Raw genomic sequence first — 18,787 nt, 5'->3', positions numbered from 1 at the left:
TGCGAAGCCTGGCATCAGGGGTCTGGGATCAGGATCGGTAGCGAGGGTTCGTCGCGTGCCATTCGAAGCCGCCGCCCATCCAGTCGCGGACGCCGGCGAGGAAGCGCTGCAGTTCCGGCGACGGGATCGCGAGCAGCGCGCGATGGCCCTCCTCGAACTCGCGCACGATCCGGTTGTGCAGCGCGACGGTGGTCTCGACCGCCTCGGAGACCGGGCAGTTCCGGTCGGCGGCGATCTGGAGCACCATGTTGCAGACCGGGTTCTCGTCGGCCGCGTCCTTGGCCACCGAATGGAGGTCGTTGACCAGGACCGTCGCGGTGCCCGCGCGCATCATCGCCTCCCGCACGCGCGGGTCGTAGCAGAACGGCGCGGGCAGTTCGTACCCGCCGACGGCGTCGATGAGGGTCATCGAGGTGTAGAAGCTGTCGTGCTGGCGGGCCGCCAGGTACTCCCAAGCCGGGGGATAGCGGCCGGTGTGGCGCCACGCCGCGTAGGCGTCCCAGCTCACGAACATCGCGAACGTCGAGTAGCAGACCCGCTGGACCAGCACCGGCGAACCGTGCCTGCCGAGATGGTCGACCGCCGAGCGGAACCCGACCCGGATCGGATCCGCGCGCAGCGCCTCTTCCAGCGGCGCGGAGAACTCGCCGGCGGGCGCGACCGGGTCCATCGCGGCCATGACCAGCGCCAGCCGCGGCGGGAGTTCGGTCGGCGAGGCGCCGAGGGAACTGTCGTCGGCGTAGTAGTCGTCGGCCGCCCACCACACCGCGTTGAGCTGCGCGGCGAGCAGCAGCCGGTCGGGATCGTCGCAGTCCGGGTGGGCGAGCATCACGAGCCTGCCGAACGTGGCGCGCGCGATCTGGTCCAGTCCCTCGCCCTCGAACCCGCAGTCCTGCGCCCACGCGACGAGCCGCCGGTCCACCTCCTCGGCGAGCGGCTCGTCCACCCGCCGCACGACCGGGCAGTACAGCGGCGACGCGCTGCCGTCGCCCCATTCCCGCTCCGCGTACGCCGGATCCTGCCCGCGCGCCGGCGCGAACTGCTCCGCGATCCGCGCCGCCGAGGTCCCGAGCCCGACCGGACCCGCCCACGCGAAGTCCGGGCGGACCGCTGCGATTCCGGACATGTTGTCCCTCCCGCTCAGACGCGGTCGGCGGCGATGAGCAGGTAGTGGAAGCTGCCCTCGCGATAGGCGGTCAGGAACGGCTTTTCGATGCTGGTCGCGACGGAGGACTGCTCGCGCAGCTCCCAGTACGGGATCGTCGCCTCGGTCAGGTCCACCACGTTGATCGGGACGAATCCGTTCGCGGCCAGGGCTTTGAAATAGTCGCCGCGCGCGTGGATATTGCAGATGTAATGCTGGTCGATCTGGCTCACCGCGCGCGAACGCCCGCCGGTCAGGTCGTTGTAGCATCCGGTGATGGTCACGAATCGCCCGCCCGGGGCGAGCTGCCGCGCGTGTTCGGCGAAGAGCTCGTGCAGATCGACGTACATCGTGCTTTCGTTGTTCCAGATCCCGGCGAAATCGCCGCTTTCGAATCCGGTGTCGAGCATGTTGCGGAGGTGGAATCGCACCGCGCCGTCGATTCCGCGCAGCCGGGCCTGTTCATTGGCGAAATCGACCTGCTGCTCGGAAATGGAGATGCCGTCCACCCGGCAGCCGAACCGCTGGTGCGCCTGCACGCTCGTGCCGCCGCGTCCGCATCCGGCGTCGAGGAGCCGGGCCGTGGGATCGATGTCTCCGAGGTGCCCCAGCAAAAACTGCGACTGCGCCGTCTCCAGGCGGTGCAGCTCGGCGATGATCGCCTTGTCGCGCTTTTCCCCGCGTCCGTCCAGGACGGACGGATCGTAGTCGCCGATGCCGTAGTGGTGGTGGTAAAGCCCGTCGACGTCGCCGAGGCGCAGGTTGACCGGATCCTTTTCGGCATTCCAGTAGTCGGCGACCGACTGCTGATACGCGGTGCGGGCAACCGGACGGGCAACAGACGTCATCATGTACTCCCTTTTCGGAACGCGATTTCCGGTCGGCGCGCGGCGAACTGCGACGGCGCGCTTCCGGCCTGGCGGAAGCGGTCGGCTTTTCTCCCTCCGGGCCCGAGGCTAGCGAGAATTCTTTTCCGCGGACAAGACGATTCGCGGTAATTCACTCGCGGGCTGGCGGGAGTCGTGCGGCGTGCCTCTTCTGGCCTAGAAAGCGGCTCCTGCGGGGTGGTCGCACGCCGGCCGCCGGGCCACGTTCGATGCCGCCGCGGACACGGGCGGATGACGGCGGGCGACAGCCCGTGCGCGATCCTGGCAGACGGGTGACGCCTGGTGGGGCCAGCGGTGGCGGGCGGGGGCGCCGCACCGCTGCGGGCGGGTGGCAAAGGGCCGTCCAGATGCGTGGGCGGCCGAGGGCTGGGATTGGGGCGGTCGGCGAGTCTGGCGGGTGGACGGCGGTGCGCTGACGCGGTTCGGCCGGGTTGTGTCGCGCTGGTGGCGATCGAACGTGCCGGGGGCCGGTCGTGGCGGGCCACTGGTGCGGAGCGGCGTGCTTAAGCCGGGCCGTGCGGGTTGGCGCGTTGATGCCTGGGCCGGTGGTGTCGGGGAAGTGCGCCGGGTGGGTGGCAGGGCGCTGGTGCGGAGCGGCGTGCTTGCGTCCTGCCGTGGGGGTGGGTGTGCTGGTTCCGGGGGTGCGTCCGCCGGGTGAATGGTGGCGTGTCGGTGTGGAGTGGCGTCCGTATGTCCTGCCGTCAGGATGGGTGGGCGGTGGCGTGCGGATGCGGAGTGGCGTGCTTACGCCGGGCCGTGGGGTAGGTGTGCTGGCCGGGGCGAGTCAGCCGGGTGAGTAGCGGCGTCTCGAGGTGGAGTGGCGTGCTTGCGTCCTGCTGCCAGGGTGGATGTGCTGGAACTGGCGGTGGCGGGGTGAGTTCGCCGGGCGTGCGGCGACGTCCCGATCCGGAGCGGTGCGCTTACTCCCTGCCATCAGGCCGAGTTTGCTCGTGCGGAAACCGGCGGAAGCGGAGTAAATTCGCCGGATGAACGGTGGCGCGCCGATGCGGATCGGCTGGATCTGCCTCGCGGTGGTCAGTGCGGGGATCCTCGGGTTCGGGATCGTGGTCGCGATCGTGCCGCCCGCCGGGGACGCCCTTCTCTACCGCACGGACGCGCTCGCGACCGCCGGGCTCGGGCTGTTCGGCGGGCTCATCGCGGTCGTCCCGTTCCGCGCCGGGGAGCGGTGGGCGTGGTTCGCGTTGTGGTTCTACCCGCTGTTCTGGCTGGCGCATCTCGTGTTCCGGTTGCCGCCGGGGACGGACCATGTGCATCAGGTGGTCTTCGTAGTGCTGTCGCTGGCGGGACTGCTGCTGCCGGTGCGGTCGTTCTTCCGGACCCCGGCCGAGGGACAGCACGCTCGCCGGTAGCCGGACGTGCCGCGATTCCCGGCGTGTCCACGAAAAGGCCCGCTGTGGCAGAGGATTCCGCGCGCAGGAAGCACTCCGCCGAGCGGTCGAGTCGTCGCCCTGCGTGCCGGATGGTGCTGTCTCTGGGTGGTGGTGCTCGGCGGATCCGCGGGCTGAGGTTCGTGACCTCCAGCTCGGTGGCGTCCGCGGCGGTGTTCATCTCCTCCGGACGCGGCTGGTTCCTCGTCGGCGGCTTCCTGGTAAGCGCCCTCTCCCTAGTGTCTGTCGGGGAGACCTCGATCGGGTACGTCGCGGCGCACGGTAATCGGTACAGCCCGATCGTGGTTAGGACGGCACGCTGCTGGCCGGGCGCGGCTTCCGGCGACCGTCGAGAGGCTGACTTTATCGCGCTGGCGACGAGGTCTGACGGTTGGAGGCGTCTGATGTGGACACCGAGTACCCACCGGGCTGAATGGACGGGCCCGTGCCATCAGCGCCGAATCGTGGTGAGGATCGGAGTAAGACTCTTGATCTCCTTGAGGAGGCGTGTCGCTCCGCGCCGCAGCTCCTCGTTCGCGCTGTGCGTGAGCGGCTCGCAGATCCCGACCGCCGCGTCGCGTTCGCCGGTCGAGATCCCCAAGACCTTGGAGATCGCTGAGTAGATCCAGTCCGCGTGGTTCTCATCAGCCGTCGCGAATGCTGTCGCCACCAAACTGAGGCCAAGGGCATCGAATCGCCGGAGCAACGCTTCCGTGGTCTCGTAGGTGACGCCCGTGTCTTTATTGTCCAGCACGAGTCTCACCAGCACCGGTTGAGCCTCAGCGACCTCGGCGAAGCGTGCCAAGCCCCACCCGGCGTCGATCCGGTCCTGGTAGGCCGGACTGCTCGCCAACGCGAGAAGCGATGTCACGCAGGCGTGTCTCGTTCCAGTATCCACGAGTCCACCTTCCACCGGTGGCTGCTCTGGAGCAACGGAATATACGTGACAGTGGAGTGAGTGCCGGGACATGGAACAAGCTGCTCAACCCGGACGCGCGCCGCTGTACCGTCAACCCGGATCACCTGAAGCGCACACGGAAGGGCTGTTTTTCGTGGCTGTGAAGAATCAGCGCGAATCATGAACCGCGCGACGAAATACGCCATTCTGGACTTGGACGGCCCCCTGCTTCCCGGGCACACCATGAGGCATTACGTGCACATTCTGATCGACGACGGTGCCTGCGACCGGCAAGCGGGGCTGTCCTGCCTGGAGGCCATCGGACAGCTCGCGGCCACCGAGAAAGCGCCGCCCGGGCTGATGGACGAGATCTACCGGCGGTACGCGATGAAAGGCGCGTCGGTCGAGCAGACCCGGTTCGCGGCGGAGAAAATCTGTCGGGCGAGCCGGGGGAAGCTGTTTTCCTTTGTCCCGGAACTGCTTTCGTTGCTACGGGGGAGCGGATACCGGATCTATCTGCTGTCGGGCAGTCCCGATTTCCCGGTGCAGGAGGCGGCGATCGACCTCGGGCTGACCGGCGGGCACGGTGCCGTCGTGGAGGTGGCCGACGGCAGGCTCACCGGACGTCTGTTGTCCGCCCCTGGCGCGGCCGGGGGCAAACTCGCCTTCATGCGCTGCCTCGCCGAAGCGACCGGGTTCGACACGGAGAACTTCCTCGCGATCGGGAATTCCGCCTCGGACGCGGAGATCTTCCCGTGCGTAGGCAAGGCTGTGGCCTTCGAACCGGATGCCGAGTTAAAACGGCTTGCCGCTGGTCAGCGCTGGCAGGTCGCCGACCGGCGCTCGATCCTCCGAGTGTGCGCACGGTTGGTCGCCCGCACGGCAGCTGCGCGACCGACGCTCCTCTCACGTCGAGAAGACGGTGCGCTGCTTCGCTGATTGCTCGCGCTTTGAACGGATCGTGCGGTGTGCCAGCGCAATCGCGATGGACGGCGTAGTTCGCTGATGACGTCGCGCCGGTCCTTTCGTCGTCCGAAAGTCAAGGCGCTGTTCCGCGGCCTGGAACATTGACGCGGCGGCCGCCGGAAGCGGCTTCCGCCGGTCCTCCCGTTGTTGGCACGGACAGCGCATCCTCGCCGTCGTGGGGGGGCGACGGCCCAGAATATTCTCGGGCCGCGACGATTCTTCGCCGGAACCTCGCAGGACGTTGCACCCCGGTTCTGCGGCGGACAAAAGCGGGGAAGCAATGGTCACGGCCCGCGACCACGACGGCGCGTGAGCGCGCGATGGCAACGCAGAGCGACCGTTCGCGGCCGTTTGCGGGGACGGACCTGTCGCGCGACGAGGCGTGCAGGCCAACGCGCTGCGCCACTGGGGCGATCTCTTTCAGTGAACGGGTGCGACCGGTTGTGCCGGACGCGGTCCTGGGCAAGCATGAAGGCGCGAAAGCAGGGCGGCGTCGCGAAAGACGCGGGTGGCGAACAAATCGGGCGGCGGCGAGGCGCGGGCCGCCCGTGAACGGCGGAGGGCGTCGAGACCGCATGGGCAGCGGTCGCGCAGGCGCGCCGAGGCATCTGGGGACGAGGTTCCCGGCGGCTGGACGGCGCGTGCGCACGACGGACTGATGATTCGGTGGAGGTTGCGGCCGTGACTATGAGTGAGGATAACGGGCAATGGGCTTGCACGAGCGTGGTCCCGCGCAGGCCGATTCCCCGGGCGCTTTCGATCCTGAGTGCTATCCGCGATTCGGGCGGGATCGAAACTCTGAGCGAGATATCGCGGTCGACCCGGCTGCCGAAAAGCACGGTGCACCGGCTTCTCGCCGAGATGCAGGGATACGGAATGGTCGTGCGGGCGGGCTACCATTACCGGCACGGGGAAGCGGTGTGCCGGCTCGCCAGGCCCGATTCGACCCAGGAACTGCAACGGTTGCGAAGAGGCATTCTTCCGTCGCTGATCGACATCCACTGGCGCACCGGCTACCTGGTCGGCCTCGGGGTCGCCAGCGGCAATGTCGTCGATTTCGTGCATTTGATCTACAGCAGCGGCTATTGTTCGCTGGCTGAACGGATAGAAAACGATTCGCAACTGGCCGGAAGCGCGGCGGGAAGAGTGCTGATGGCGTTCGACCCGGGTCTCGCCGCGCGCTTCGCCGCGTTCGCCGGTTACCGTGGAGAGGACGAGAGCGGCAGTGGTCTTCCTGCGTGGCTGAGCACGGAACTGCGAGACATCAGGCAGCGCGAGGTGTCGTTCAACCCGCGCCTCCCCGGCGCGCTGCTCGCCGCGGCGGTGCCGGTGTTCAACGCGACCGGGACACCGGTGGCGGCGCTGAGCGTGGCCGCCCCGCGCCGGGTGTTCAATTCGCGGGAAGCGCATTCGTCCCTGCAAGCGACCCGGATGACGGCGCAGCGAATCCTCCGCGAAACGGTGGCGGCTGATGGGCGGAGCGCGAAATCCATCCGTCAGGTGGAATAGCTACGGTGTTTGAATGCGTCCGGAAGGCGGAATGGGTGTTCGGGGGATGGCGTAATTTCGCGGGGGTTCTCTCCGGTTCGATGTTCGCCGGTCGTGCCCTCACCGCGGCGGGGGACAGCCAGTTCAGCAACGAGATCCCGAGCCAGCATCGCTGCGACGAACTTTGGAACCCGCTGACCCCGTTCGCCCAGCATCGGTGCAGCGCCGGTGCCGACAGGCTTTCCTCCGTCGGCACCGGTCAACTCGTTGAGTTCCTTCCGGTCAGGGGCGGCCGCCTTCGAGGTGAATGGTTTCACCGGTGAGAAATTCGGCCCGCAGCAACCACAGTACCGCGTCGGTCACGTCGGTGACGGTGCCGGTGCGTCCGACGAGGGTCCGCTGTGCGGCGTTCGCGAGGAAGTCCGGTTTGCCGTCGCCCTTGCCGTCCCAGACTCCGGAGTCGATGATTCCCGGCGACAACGCGTTGACCCGAACCGGCGCGAGCTCGGCGGCGAGATGTTGCGCGGCGAACGCGGCCGCTCCGTTGGTCACGCCGGTCACCACGCTTCCGCGCGCCGGGCGCCAGCCGACCTGCCCGGAGAACAGCAGCAGCGACCGCCGGATCGTGAAGTGTTTCGCGAGTAGTAAGGGGCCGATGACCTTGGCGGTGAAGGCGTCGACGGTCTTGTCGCGGTCGAGTTCGCGGATCGGCACCGCGTGCGGCGCCGCCGCCGTGTTGACGAGATGATCGACCGGCCCGAGCGCGGCGGCCGCGGCGGCGATGGTGGCCTCGTCGCGCAGGTCGATGTGCAGTCCGCCGGGCCGATGCGACGCGACGTGCACCTTCGCGCCCTCGTCGGCCGCGGCCTCGGCGATCGCCGCGCCCAGATGCCGTCCGCCCAGCACCAGCACTGTTTGTCCGGCCAGCCGGTTGCCCATGGTCCTTCTCCGTTCCGTCGGTCTGCCGTGGCCGAAGTAGGCTATGGAAAAGTAACCAGGTACTTCAACGTAACCGGAACCGGAGGAACCGCCGTGGGCTACAACGTCATGTCCGCCAGCTGCCCGTCACGGGTGGTGCTGCACCGGATCGGGGCGCGGTGGACGGTCTTCGTGGTCAACGCGCTGGAGCACGGCCCGCTGCGCTTCACGGTGCTGGCGGAGAGAATCCAGGGCGTCACCCCGAAGGTGCTGACCGAAACGCTGCGCGCGATGGAGGAGGACGGCCTGCTCGCCCGGGTCGAGTACGCGGAACAGCCGCCGCGCGTCGAGTATGGGCTCACCGACCTCGGCCAGTCCCTGCTGGTGCCGCTGCGCGCGGTCCGCGAATGGGCGGAAAGCCATGTCCCCGAAATTCTGGAAGCCCGCGTACGCGCTCAGTCGGCACGGCAAGGGGCTTGAGCGCCGTTCGTGCCGCAGATCAGCAGCACCCGGGTCCCCGGCCGCGGCGACTGTTCTGCCCTGAAAAAGCGGGAGAACATCGTTCACCGCAAGGCGTTCTCGACCAGCTCCACGGTCGCGCGCGGGTCGTCGACCTGGACGACCAGGCGGGCGTAGCGTTCGTCGGCGAGCTCGATCACGACGGCTTTCGACGCATCCTTGACGTCCCAGAAGACCTTTTCGCCGTCGAGATGGAACGTGCCGGCCGTGATCACCCCGGGCAGGTGGGCGCCCGGCGCGCGGATCCCCTTGCGCTCGGCGGCGATGCCGGGGTCCGCGGTCGCGCCGCGGACGTTGGCCAGCGGGATGGTCAGGCTGCTCTTGAGGGCCCAGAGCTTGTCGAGACCTTCGATCACGACAACGAGGTCGTCGCCGTCGATGTGGACCAGTGCCATGTCAGTGTTCCTTGTCAGTCAAGAGGATCGAGCCGTTGGGTCAACGCGATGCGCGCCTCGTCGGGATTGCCGCGCAGCCGGATGCCCAGTGCGGCAGCGGTGAGGGCGGACGCCAGGGCAGGGGAGATGTCGAGCGCGTCGGAGACCGCACGGTCGAGCGTGGCCAACGCTGCGGCCACCTCCTCGGCTACCTCGTCGTCGGCCGGTGCCCGTTCGACCGCCGCGAGCAATAGCAGTCCGAGGTCGGCCGACGTGACGAGCCGCAGCGCGGTCTCGGCATCCGCTGCCGCGGCGAGCGCTTCGGCCAACGGCTGCACGTCATCCGCGACGTGGCGGCGCAGGGCGACCAGGTAGAGGCCGCGCTTGCTGCCGAACGTCTTGTACAGGCTGTTGCGGTGCACGCCGAGGTGGTTGACCAGGTCGTCGACCGACACCCCGTCGTACGCGCGGCCGCCGAACAACCCTACGGCGGCGCGCACCACCTCCTCCTCATCGAACGCCCTCCGCCTGCCCATGCCTCGACGGTAGTCTTTTGAGGAACGATCAGTCAAGAACGATCGTTCCTCAAAAACTTCCGGGACATTGAGAGACAGCCCTAGGTGTCGGAGGAAATCCCGTCACCAGCCACGTCCGGCATGCATAACCTCCTGGAACCGCCAGGTCGCGAGCGACGGCGGAACGGAGTGCTGAGTCAAGAAAGGCCGTGAACCGTGACGCTGCGGGACAAGGTGGAGAGCCGCCTCGCCGGGGAGCTCGTGGCGGGGGAGCGCGTGCTGAACGCATTGATCGCGTTTCGCGCGGGCGGCGTGCGCAAGACGATGATCGGCGGCGCGGCGGGCATTGCCGGGTTCGCGGGCGCGGCCGGGATGGCGCTCGCCGCTCGTCGCGGGCAGGCCGAAGTCCCGCAGGTGCCGATCTCGACGCCGGGCCGGTTCGTCTTCGCATTCACTTCGCACCGCGTTGCGCTGTTCACCGTCGGCGGCATCGTCCGGGCCGCACCCGGAAAGCCGCTGCGGTCGTGGGCGCTCGACCAGCTGGCCTGGGTCTCGGAACCCCAGTTGAACTCTGGCGTGGCACAGGCGCTCCAGGGCCAGATCGGCGTTACCGGAGAAGGCGTCCTCGGGTACGAATTCGCCCGTCTGCAGGTCGACGAGGGGCGGTCGGCGATCAAGCGACTTGCCCGTGCGCTGGAGGAACTCGACACCGCATCCTGACCGGATCCGCGCCAGTTCGGCAGGCAGCCGGTCCGAAATGGACGGTCCCCAACCGCCGAATATCTGGCGTCAGCGCCGCGCGGCCCTTCCGGAGCGACGGGTCGAGGCGGGGCTGTCGTTGCGTCGCAGCCCGGTTTTGTCGGTGGGGCCAGGTAGCGTTCCGGTTCGTGGACGTTCGGGAACGTATTCAGGAGCTCGCCGACCAGATCGTCGTGCTGCGCGACGCGTACTACCGGGGTTCGCCGGTGGTGGCGGACGCGGAGTACGACGCGATCGAGGACGAGCTGCGCGGGTTGATCGAGGCGAGCCCGGAGCTGGCCCCGGACCCGAATCCGCTGGACCAGGTGGGCGGGCCGGCGGTGCTGCACGCGCCGATCCGGCATTCGCGGCCGATGCTGTCGCTGGAGAAGGCGACGAAGCCGGAGCAGGTCGAGGCGTTCTTCGACCGGTTCCCTGGCCAGCCGGTCGTCGTGATGCCCAAGCTCGACGGCCTGTCGCTGGCGCTGGTGTACGAGGACGGCCGCCTCGCGCGAGCGGTCACCCGGGGCGACGGGACCACCGGCGACGACGTGACCATGCTGGTACGGGCGCTGACGGACGGCATTCCGCACCAGGTCAGCGCCCCGGGCCGGGTCGAAGTGCGCGGCGAGGCGGTGATGCTGCGCTCGACGTTCGCCGCCTACAACACCGCGCACCCGGACAAGCCGCTGATCAACCCCCGCAACGCCGCGGCGGGCACGCTGCGCGCGAAAGACCCGGCCGCGGTGGCCGAGCGGCGGCTGCGGTTCTTCGCCTTCGACTTGGACACCGAGCCCGGCAGCGCGGAAACCGACCTGGGCAGCGGCCTGCTGGCGCTCGGGTTCACCGCGGCGGAGATGCGTCGCTGCCCCGACGCGGCCTCCGCGCAGGCCGTGATCACCGCGATCGAACAGCAGCGCAACGACCTGGACTACGACATCGACGGTGCCGTTCTGCGGCTCGCCGACCGCGCCGCGTACGCCGCCGCGGGCACCCGTTCGAGTTCGCCGCGCGGGGCGCTGGCGTACAAGTTCGCGGCCGAGGAAAAGACGACCGTACTGTCCGATGTGGTCTGGGATGTCGGCAAGACCGGCAAGATCGCCCCGGTCGCGTGGCTGGAGCCGGTCTTCGTGGGCGGGACCACGGTGACGCGCGCGACGCTGGCCAACCAGGAGGTCATCCGCGCCCGCGGCATCAAGATCGGCGACACAGTGCTGGTGCGTCGCGCGGGCGACGTGATCCCGTTCGTCGCCGGGGTGCTCGACGAGTCGAAACGCACCGGAGCGGAGCGGGAGATCGTGCCGCCGTCGACGTGCCCGTCGTGCGGGCAGCCGCTCACCGAACAGGGCAACAGTCGGGAATTGTTCTGCACCAACGTTTCCTGCCCCGCCCAGACCGTGCGGCGGCTGATCCACTGGGCGTCCAGGGCGGCGGCGGACATCGACGCGATCGGCGGCGTGTGGATCGAACGGCTGGCCGAGGCCGGGATCTTGGAGCATCCGTCTGACTTCTACCGGCTGACCAAGGAACGCCTGCTGGAATTCGACCGCATCGGCGAGGTCTCGGCGACGCGGATGATCGAGTCGATCGACGCCAGCCGCCGGGTCGGACTGCGCCGCGCGCTGATCGGGCTCGCGATCCCGATGGCGTCGGAAGGCACCGCCGCACGGCTGTGCCGGGCCGGATTCGGTTCGCTGGAAGAGGTTCTGGACGCGGGGGTCGACGGGCTCGTGGAGGTCGAGGACATCGGGCCGAAGGTCGCCGCCTCGCTGGTGGAGCACCTCACCCGCTTGCGCCCGGAACTCGAACGCCTGCGGGAACGCGGGGTCTCCCTGGACGTCCTGGAGGAAGACCTCCCGCCGGCGGTCGTCGCGGGAGCGCCGCTGGAGGGCAAGACCGTGGTGGTCACCGGAGCGATCAGCGACCCGCGATCGGGGGAGAAGGTGCCGCGCCCCACCTTCCAGCGCCTGTGCGAAACAGCGGGCGCGACCACCGCGTCGTCAGTCTCGGCGAGCACCGACCTGCTGATCACCGGCGCCGACGTCGGCGCGAGCAAACTCACGAAAGCCGAGAAACTCGGCGTCGAGGTCGTGGATCAGGGGGTGATCTGGGAGCAGCTGATCGCGGCTGGAGTGGTGTGACCCTGGGGTGCCGCGTTTCCCGCAGCGGGCGGCCAGGTCGTTCCACCGGGAGAGGGAAGGCGAGTCGCCGGGCTGCGGTGGCGTGCTGTCTCGGTACGGCGGACTGCCTAGAGTCTCTTGCGCGGCAAGGCTTTGCTTGGAATGGCTCGTCGGCGGTGCGGCAAGGTGTCGGGCCGCACGAACGGTCACCGCCGGTCGGTGGCAACCAGCGGCGCGGTCGCGTGCGCGGGGCTGCCGATCGTTGCTCTAAGCCGGGGTTCGCGCGCCCGGTCGTTTGGACGCCGCAACCGGCCGAGCTCACGTTGGCACTCAGAGCAGACCCCTGTCGAGACGAATGCTTGCACAGCTTCGCCCACCCGTCGAGCGATCCACAGCGCAGCCAAACCCCGCCCCGCGGCTCAGTTCCTGTCTACAGCGAAGTACGGCTCAGCCGCCTCCAGCCGGGGGACTGGGACGCCCAGCCGTCGAGCTTCCGACAGTGCGTCTCGGCAGATCTCGCGCGGCTCGCGTGCGTCCGGATCGGAGTGCGCCGCGAAACTCACGCGCGCCGGGGCGAAATGAGCCAGCAGCCAGACGAGTACCCGAGCGGTCAGCCAAGTCGGTGCCCGGAACAGCAGCGTTCCGCCTCGGTGCCGCCGCAGGTCGACGCCACGGGCTTCGAGAAGGGGCAGAAGCTCCCGTCCAGCCAGCAACCCCTCGCGCAAATCACCCCGCGACTTTGCCAGCGAACTCAGCGAGCCCACCCGCACGCCCTGCGAGTGCAAACCCGCGTCCGAGGCGAAATGAACCCACAGCCAGCCGCGGAAATCTGGTTGCTCCCGGAGACGGAACCCGGCGTCGCGGAACACCTGCCGTACCGTCCGCTCTCGTTCGGATGGCGGCGCGCCGAGAGCCCCGAACCCGGCGAAGGGCAGGATCATCCCGCGGAGCACGCCGTCCTCGCCGAAACCGCCGCCGGCCTGGGGGAAGCCCCACGCGACCTGGTCGACGGGAAGGTCGCCGATCGCGTCCAGCGGTTCGGACCAGATGTTGCCGAAAACCAGCACCGTGGCTTTCCCGACGCGCGGGGCCAGGAAAGCCGCTGCCTCCGCGAGCCGGTAGTGCTGGACGCTCAGCACAATCAGGTCGAACCCGTGGTCCGGCTCCAGCTCCTCGCGGTAACGCACCGGCCAGTTCTCGACGACTCGCCGTCCCCACGCCCGCAGGTCCCGGAGATCGAGATCGATCGAGCTCCCGTACTCCGCCGCCCGGCCCGGACGGACGTAGAACTCGACCTCGTGCCCCGCCCGCTCCAAGGCCCAGCCGCACATCGCCGCGATCACGCCGCGTCCGAACATCAAGATCTTCACAGCCGCACCTCATGGGCTACCCTGAAACTGGAGACAATCTCCACTTGCCAAAATATGGAGACAATCTCCAGTTGTCAACGAGAGGTCCCGCATGCCCGACGCCAAACCACTGCGCGCCGACGCCCGGCGCAACCGCGACGCGTTGCTCGCCAAGGCCCGGGAACTCTTCGCCGCGGGCGATTTCTTCGACCTGCGCTTCGACGACTTCGCCAGCCTGGCCGGGGTGGGCACCGGCACCCTGTACCGCCATTTCCCCACCCGCGAGGCGCTCGCCGAGGCGGTCTACCACGAGGAAGTCGCCACCCTTTGCGCCCGTGCCCGGGAAGCGCAGGCCACCCTGCCCGGAGCCGACGCGCTGGCCGCTTTTCTCCGCGGAATGATCGACTACCTGGACGCCCACCACGGCCTCGCCCGGACGATCGCCACCCTGATGGCCACCAGTTCGGAGGCGCTCGCCGAGGGCAGCCGAGCTCTCGAGGAAGCGGTCACCGACCTGGTCTCCGCGGCGGCACAAGCCGGGGCGATTCGCGACGACGTAAGCGCGGGTTCTGTCCTGATGGCCCTGCACGGGATCAGCGCGGCACACGACCGCCCAGGCTGGCGAGGCGACGCGGACGGCGTGATCACCTTGCTGCTGGACGGACTGCGGCACGGCACGAAGTGAGAACGCGAGCACTATCCTCAATGGACACTGCCCAGGCTGGAGAATTGAACAGGGACAGGCGTCGGTAAGCGAGGGCGGGTGCGACGGCGTTGGCGCTGTCCCAACGGGCATCTACGCGGCGCACGATGGCTGAGCCAAACCCGGCACCTCACGCATAATCCCGCGCCGCGAGCCTCGGCGAAGGACGATCCCGTCCAGAATCGGCCATGCCTGGGGCAGGAACGCGTCGCCACCGGTCTCGCCCTGCCCGGCGGCCGGGCAGCACGAACGCGACCCGACGTCGGACATCAGCGGAGGCGAACCGGCGGCACGTTGACCTGGTACAACCGCGCGGTCGGCGTCACCGGATTCGTCCGCGACGACCCGACGGCGGGCAGCACCACGGTCACCGCCGAATTGCGGCAGGCGGGCACCCTGTTCGACGTCCAGACCCGCACCGCCTCCGACGACCAGAAGACCGTGGCTGGATCGAGCCCGGCCACGGTTTTGCAAGGTCGACATCTACCTCGGCCGCAACGGAAGCAAGATCCTCATCGCCCCGGCACCGCGCAAGGTCTGAGCGGGTGTCCGCGGAAAGGACCTCGTCTATCCGGCCAACGCCGAGCGCGTCCTCTCATGGTGCGAAGGGACTCGAACCCCGTTCAACTGGCCTCAAGCTGCGATTTCCGTTGCTCCGGCAGCCAAGCCCGCATCATCTCGGCATACCGCGGCGCGGCGGCGAGAAGTTCGTCGTGGCTACCCAGCAGCGTTTCCCGCCCGTCCATCAGCAGCACTCGGTGCGCCCGGACCGCGGACGACAGCCGATGCGCGATGACCACCAGGGTGCCTCCTCGGGCGGCGAAGGCGCGTTCCGCGTGGACCTCCGCTGCTGGGTCCAAAGTGGACGTTGCCTCGTCCAGGACGACGACTCCGGCGGGCGCGGCATAGGCTCTCGCCAGCGCCAGCAGCTGGGCTTCCCCGGCGGAAAGGCCGTCCGCGCCGTGGCCGAGTTCGGCGTCCAGGCCGCCGAGGCGGGCCAGCAGCGGGGCGGCGCCGACGGCTTCGGCGGCTGCGACGAGGCGGCGGTCGGAGGCTTCGGGGTGGAACAGGGAAAGGTTTTCGCGCAGGGTTCCGGCGAAGATGTACGCCTGTTGCGGGACCAGCACCAAGTGCCGGGGCCGGTCGGCCAGCTGGCCGACTCGTACGCCGCCCAGCCGGACTTCGCCGTGCTGCGGCGCCAGAAGACCGGTGAGCAGACCGGCGAGGGTCGATTTCCCGATGCCGCTCGGGCCGACCACGGCGAGGTGTTCGCCCGGGCGCAGATCCAGATTCAAGCCGCGCACTACCGGTTCCGGTGCCGCGCCCCAGCGGAACGTCAGGCCGCGGACGGTGAGGCCAAGTCCGGCGGGGCTTTCGGTCGCCGGGCGACGTTCGGGCGGGGCAGTGGTTTCGGCGAGCCGGCGCAGCGCGACGAGCAACCGGAGAACGACCGTGGACGCGGTGGCGGCGAGTCCGCGCAGCGCCGGTTGCAGGGTGGTGGCCAGGTAGACGAGCGCGCCCAGCGCGGCCCCGGCGGTCAGTTCGCCGCGCGCGACCATCGACGGCGCGAGGGCGAGCGCGAGCACCAGCGGGACGAACCCGCCGAGCGCCACGATCACTGACCGCAGCGCCGCCGACCTGGCGACGCGCACCGCAGCCGCGGCTTGACGGTCCATCGCGTGGTCGGCGGTCAGCGCGGCGACCGGTTCGGCTCCGCAGGCGACGACGTCCCGCATCCCGGCGAAGATCGAACCAGTGGTCGCCGCGGTGCCCTCGTCGGCGAGCGTGAGCGCGCGTTGCCCCCGGGCGAGGGACGGCAGCAGTGCGGCGAATCCGGCCAGCGCGACCAGCACGGGGACTACGACCGGCAACGCCAGCGACCCTGCGACGGTCACGAGTCCGGCGACCGCCGCCGCGGTCGTGACGACCATGCCGCGGGCCTGCACCAGAAGCCCGCCGGTGGCGTCGCGCACGACCTCGACGTGCTGGGTGATCCGCGCGACGCCGCGAGCGTCCGGCCCGCTTCGCGGCGGCGCGGGATCGTGCAGCACCCCGCGCACGACGGCGGTCACCAGCGCGTCGCGCAATGGCTCGACGACCTTGCCCAGCTGCCGCCACACGAGCCGGGAACCGAACGCGCCGGCGAGAGCGGCGAGGCCGAACACCCCGAGCCAGCTGAGGCCGACACCGGGCTTGCCGGCGGCGAACCCGCTGTTGACGGCCAGTTCGACGAGCCGTCCGGAGAAGAATGGGGGCAGTCCTTCGAGGACGGAGCAGGCAAGGAGGACCAACCCGCCGCGCCATTGCCCGGCGAGGGCGTTCCAGTAGAGACGGCCGACGCTCATGTCCGCTCCGTACGCACGGCACGCTCGTGCGGGCGGAATTGTTCTGTCGTTCGCTGTGCTGCGTTCACGTTTCCTCCGTGAACACCGCGCGATACCCGGGCAGCTGCCATAAGCGCGCATGCGGCCCGACCGCCAGGACCTGTCCCGCCGCCAGCCACACCACCACGTCCGCCCGCGCGGCCATCGCGGCTCGGTGCGTGACGACTACCCGAGTCCGGCGGCCCAGTTCAGCTGTCACGGCGCGTTCGGTGATCGTGTCGAGGCTGGCGGTGGCGTCGTCGAGCAGGAGCACTCGCGGGTTTCTCGCGAGCGCACGAGCGAGGCCGACCCGGGCGCGTTCCCCGCCGGACAACGGAGTTTCGGCGAGGGGAGTGTCATAACCCTGCGGCAACCGGACGAGGACGTCGTGGATCCGCGCGGTCCGGCAGGCAGCATCGACGGCCGGAACGCTGGCCCAGGAACCGTAAGCGACAGCATCCGCGACGGTGTCGCCAAGTAGCGCGGGCTCGGCGGGGGCGTAGCCGATAACGGCCCGAAGTTCCTCAGGACGCAGTACAGCGAGGTCGCGGCCGTCCAGCAGGACGTGACCGGCGTCGGGGCGACGGAGACCTGCCAGCAATGAGACCACAGTGGACTTTCCCGACCCGGAACTTCCTACCACCGCGGCGAAACAGCCACCGGGAATGGTGAGATCGATGTCGGCGAGTGCGCCGTGCACGGTGACGCCGCGGAGTTCCAGGGTGCCGTTTCCGGGCAACAGTCCGAGCGCGCCGCGAGGGGGCGGTTCGGTGTCGAGGACTTCGGTGATCCGGTGTGCGGCCGAGCGGATGCGGGAAAGCGTGGTGAGCAACGGGATTTGTGTTACCAGGCCGAGCCCGAGCGCGACGTAGCCGAGGGCGGCGAGGACGTCCCCGGCGGTCAAGCGTCCGGCCAGCACGCCGAAACCGGCGGCGGCGAGGGTGAGGATTTCCACTGTCGGGAGCAGGAGACCTGCTCGCCACACCATCCGCGCTTGGGTGCGCCACATGCCTTGGCCGGCGAGGTTCAGCCGCGGCAACGGGCGCAGCACCCGGGCGGCTTCGGCATCGGCGGTGCCGGACGCGGCGATCGTCCGGAGGCCGGCGACCGCGTCGAGCAGTCGGGCGGACAGTTCACCGGAAACCCGTTGGTAGGAAAGAACATCCTTGGCCGTACCGCGCAGGTGGGAACGGGCCAGCAGCAGCGCGAAGGGGAGGCTGCCGAGGAAGACCAGCGCCAGCCGCCAGTCCAAGAGCGCGAGCAGGACGACCGCGCCGGAGGACATGAGCCCGGTCGCGATCAGCTGCACCACGACCGCGGCGATGCCGCCGGCGGCCGCGCAATCGCCGGTCACCCGGCTGACCGCGTCGCCCGGGGCGAACGGCGAGCCGGTGCCGAGAGCGAGCAGCCGGTCGGTAATCCGGCGGCGGAGCCAAGCGCTCGCGTTGCTGGTCAGGCGGGCGGGAAGGACCATGGTGACGGCGTCCGCGGCGATCTCCGCGACACCTACGACAAGCAGCCACACCACCGCGCCGGTACTGCTTCGCCCGCTGAGCACCGCGTCGGTCGCCGCGGCGAGAGCGCCGGGCAGCAGCAGTCCGGCACCGGCGGTGATCAGTGACGTGATGACGACCGCGACGAGACGGGGGCGGTCGAGGAGAGCGGTCGTGGTCAGCAGTCGGTCGGCGGGGCTGGCCATGGCGCTCCTCTCGCGTGGTGGTCGCCGTGCGGGGCACTGGCGGTGGTCGGCGGGGTCATGACGATGGCGAACGGGCGGTCGGCGGATCCGGTCACGCCGCTCGCTTCGCGTGGTGGTCGGTACGCGCGGCACCGGCGGAGATCAGCGAGGTCATGAGCACTGCGGTGAGGCAGGGGTGGTCGGCGGGTCGCTCCTCTCGCGTGGTGGTCGTCCTGCGGGGGAGGTCGGCGAGGTCATGGCGGTCGCGGCGAGTAGGGACGGTCGAGAAGAGCGGCGCAGGCCAACGGGAGTCGGCGTGGCTGGCCATGGCGGTCCCTTCGCGCGGAGGTCGCCATGCGGGGCGTCGGCGGAGATCAGCGACGTCACGACGAGTCGAGGGTGCCAGGTCTGCAGGACGACGGCGTTCCCCTCGCGTGGCGAACGCCTGCACTCCCGGCGAACCCCGCCGTCGGATCGTCGATCTCAACCCGGAAGCACCGGAGCCGTCCGTCTCGGCGCGACCACCGCGGGTCGCCGGGGCAGAATGAGCGGGGCGGGAACGGCGCACTTGGCCTGCGCCGTTCCCGCCCCGCCCGCGCGGTCAGTAGCAGAGAAGCAGGCTGAGCGTGCTGTCGCCGCAGTACGCGCTGTAGTGGCTGTGGCCGTGGTGGTCCAGTCCCTGGCCTTCGAGGGCTTCCGGGGCCTCCAGCGCCTGCAGTTCCAGGACGTGTTCCATGGG

18 protein-coding genes are annotated in these 18,787 nt (G+C 69.6%); 7 read left to right on the top strand and 11 right to left on the bottom strand.

Going from position 1 to position 18,787, the window contains the following annotated elements:
• Positions 1–28: 28 nt before the first annotated feature.
• Together H5411_RS05845 and H5411_RS05840 are read right to left on the bottom strand one after the other, a co-directional pair.
• Positions 29–1,126, bottom strand: a complete 1,098-nt coding sequence (locus tag H5411_RS05845) for a family 2 encapsulin nanocompartment cargo protein terpene cyclase (protein WP_183123166.1) — start codon at positions 1,124–1,126, stop codon at positions 29–31.
• 14 nt (positions 1,127–1,140) lie between these two features.
• Positions 1,141–1,992, bottom strand: a complete 852-nt coding sequence (locus tag H5411_RS05840; protein WP_183123165.1) for a geranyl diphosphate 2-C-methyltransferase — start codon at positions 1,990–1,992, stop codon at positions 1,141–1,143.
• 1,025 nt (positions 1,993–3,017) lie between these two features.
• On the opposite strand from H5411_RS05840, the gene H5411_RS05835 reads away from it, so the two are divergent.
• The gene (locus tag H5411_RS05835; protein WP_101439657.1) at positions 3,018–3,401 is read left to right on the top strand and encodes a hypothetical protein; all 384 of its coding nucleotides are present in this window, start codon (positions 3,018–3,020) and stop codon (positions 3,399–3,401) included.
• Between the two features lie 469 nt (positions 3,402–3,870).
• On the opposite strand, the gene H5411_RS05830 is transcribed toward H5411_RS05835, so the two are convergent.
• Positions 3,871–4,332, bottom strand: a complete 462-nt coding sequence (locus H5411_RS05830) for a hypothetical protein (protein WP_183123164.1) — start codon at positions 4,330–4,332, stop codon at positions 3,871–3,873.
• A gap of 165 nt (positions 4,333–4,497) precedes the next feature.
• On the opposite strand from H5411_RS05830, the gene H5411_RS05825 reads away from it, so the two are divergent.
• Positions 4,498–5,256, top strand: coding sequence for an HAD family hydrolase (locus tag H5411_RS05825; RefSeq protein WP_183123163.1), 759 nt, complete (start codon positions 4,498–4,500; stop codon positions 5,254–5,256).
• A 693-nt stretch (positions 5,257–5,949) separates the two neighbouring features.
• Positions 5,950–6,792: an IclR family transcriptional regulator gene (locus H5411_RS05820; protein ID WP_143271474.1), complete on the top strand. Its 843-nt coding sequence runs from the start codon at positions 5,950–5,952 to the stop codon at positions 6,790–6,792.
• 261 nt (positions 6,793–7,053) lie between these two features.
• On the opposite strand, the gene H5411_RS05815 is transcribed toward H5411_RS05820, so the two are convergent.
• Positions 7,054–7,710: an SDR family oxidoreductase gene (locus H5411_RS05815; RefSeq protein ID WP_101439662.1), complete on the bottom strand. Its 657-nt coding sequence runs from the start codon at positions 7,708–7,710 to the stop codon at positions 7,054–7,056.
• 93 nt (positions 7,711–7,803) lie between these two features.
• On the opposite strand from H5411_RS05815, the gene H5411_RS05810 reads away from it, so the two are divergent.
• Positions 7,804–8,169: a winged helix-turn-helix transcriptional regulator gene (locus tag H5411_RS05810; RefSeq protein WP_376772096.1), complete on the top strand. Its 366-nt coding sequence runs from the start codon at positions 7,804–7,806 to the stop codon at positions 8,167–8,169.
• 83 nt (positions 8,170–8,252) lie between these two features.
• Here the strand turns inward: H5411_RS05810 and H5411_RS05805 are convergent, their stop codons facing one another.
• Both H5411_RS05805 and H5411_RS05800 read right to left on the bottom strand, forming a co-directional pair.
• Positions 8,253–8,603 carry a hypothetical protein gene (locus H5411_RS05805; RefSeq protein ID WP_101439663.1) on the bottom strand — a complete coding sequence of 117 codons (351 nt, stop codon included), beginning with the start codon at positions 8,601–8,603 and terminating at the stop codon, positions 8,253–8,255.
• 14 nt (positions 8,604–8,617) lie between these two features.
• A complete protein-coding gene (locus H5411_RS05800; protein WP_167442076.1) occupies positions 8,618–9,118 on the bottom strand; it encodes a TetR/AcrR family transcriptional regulator in 501 nt (166 codons plus the stop codon).
• Between the two features lie 195 nt (positions 9,119–9,313).
• Here H5411_RS05800 and H5411_RS05795 point away from each other — a divergent pair, with 195 nt between their 5' ends.
• Positions 9,314–9,817 carry a hypothetical protein gene (locus H5411_RS05795; protein WP_101439665.1) on the top strand — a complete coding sequence of 168 codons (504 nt, stop codon included), beginning with the start codon at positions 9,314–9,316 and terminating at the stop codon, positions 9,815–9,817.
• A 167-nt stretch (positions 9,818–9,984) separates the two neighbouring features.
• The gene (ligA, locus tag H5411_RS05790; protein WP_183123162.1) at positions 9,985–11,976 is read left to right on the top strand and encodes an NAD-dependent DNA ligase LigA; all 1,992 of its coding nucleotides are present in this window, start codon (positions 9,985–9,987) and stop codon (positions 11,974–11,976) included.
• Between the two features lie 398 nt (positions 11,977–12,374).
• Here the strand turns inward: ligA and H5411_RS05785 are convergent, their stop codons facing one another.
• Entirely contained in the window at positions 12,375–13,325 is a 951-nt protein-coding gene (locus H5411_RS05785; protein WP_101439667.1) for a ketopantoate reductase family protein, read from the bottom strand.
• Positions 13,326–13,416: 91 nt separating this feature from the next.
• Here H5411_RS05785 and H5411_RS05780 point away from each other — a divergent pair, with 91 nt between their 5' ends.
• Positions 13,417–13,989, top strand: coding sequence for a TetR/AcrR family transcriptional regulator (locus H5411_RS05780; protein ID WP_101439668.1), 573 nt, complete (start codon positions 13,417–13,419; stop codon positions 13,987–13,989).
• Positions 13,990–14,276: 287 nt separating this feature from the next.
• Here H5411_RS05780 and H5411_RS05775 read toward each other — a convergent pair whose 3' ends face one another.
• From H5411_RS05775 to H5411_RS05760, 4 genes are all read right to left on the bottom strand, one after another.
• Positions 14,277–14,471 carry a hypothetical protein gene (locus H5411_RS05775; RefSeq protein WP_101439669.1) on the bottom strand — a complete coding sequence of 65 codons (195 nt, stop codon included), beginning with the start codon at positions 14,469–14,471 and terminating at the stop codon, positions 14,277–14,279.
• Between the two features lie 159 nt (positions 14,472–14,630).
• Entirely contained in the window at positions 14,631–16,352 is a 1,722-nt protein-coding gene (locus tag H5411_RS05770) for an ATP-binding cassette domain-containing protein (RefSeq protein WP_183123161.1), read from the bottom strand.
• Between the two features lie 64 nt (positions 16,353–16,416).
• Positions 16,417–18,069: an ABC transporter ATP-binding protein gene (locus tag H5411_RS05765; RefSeq protein WP_183123160.1), complete on the bottom strand. Its 1,653-nt coding sequence runs from the start codon at positions 18,067–18,069 to the stop codon at positions 16,417–16,419.
• Between the two features lie 580 nt (positions 18,070–18,649).
• The gene (locus tag H5411_RS05760; RefSeq protein WP_158242558.1) at positions 18,650–18,784 is read right to left on the bottom strand and encodes a class III lanthipeptide; all 135 of its coding nucleotides are present in this window, start codon (positions 18,782–18,784) and stop codon (positions 18,650–18,652) included.
• Between the last annotated feature and the right edge of the window lie 3 nt (positions 18,785–18,787).

The sequence above is a fragment of the Amycolatopsis echigonensis genome (genome assembly GCF_014174495.1).
In the GTDB taxonomy this organism is placed as follows: domain Bacteria; phylum Actinomycetota; class Actinomycetes; order Mycobacteriales; family Pseudonocardiaceae; genus Amycolatopsis; species Amycolatopsis echigonensis.
The sequence above is the reverse complement of the archived record's forward strand: the minus strand, read 5'-3'. Positions and strand labels throughout refer to the sequence as shown.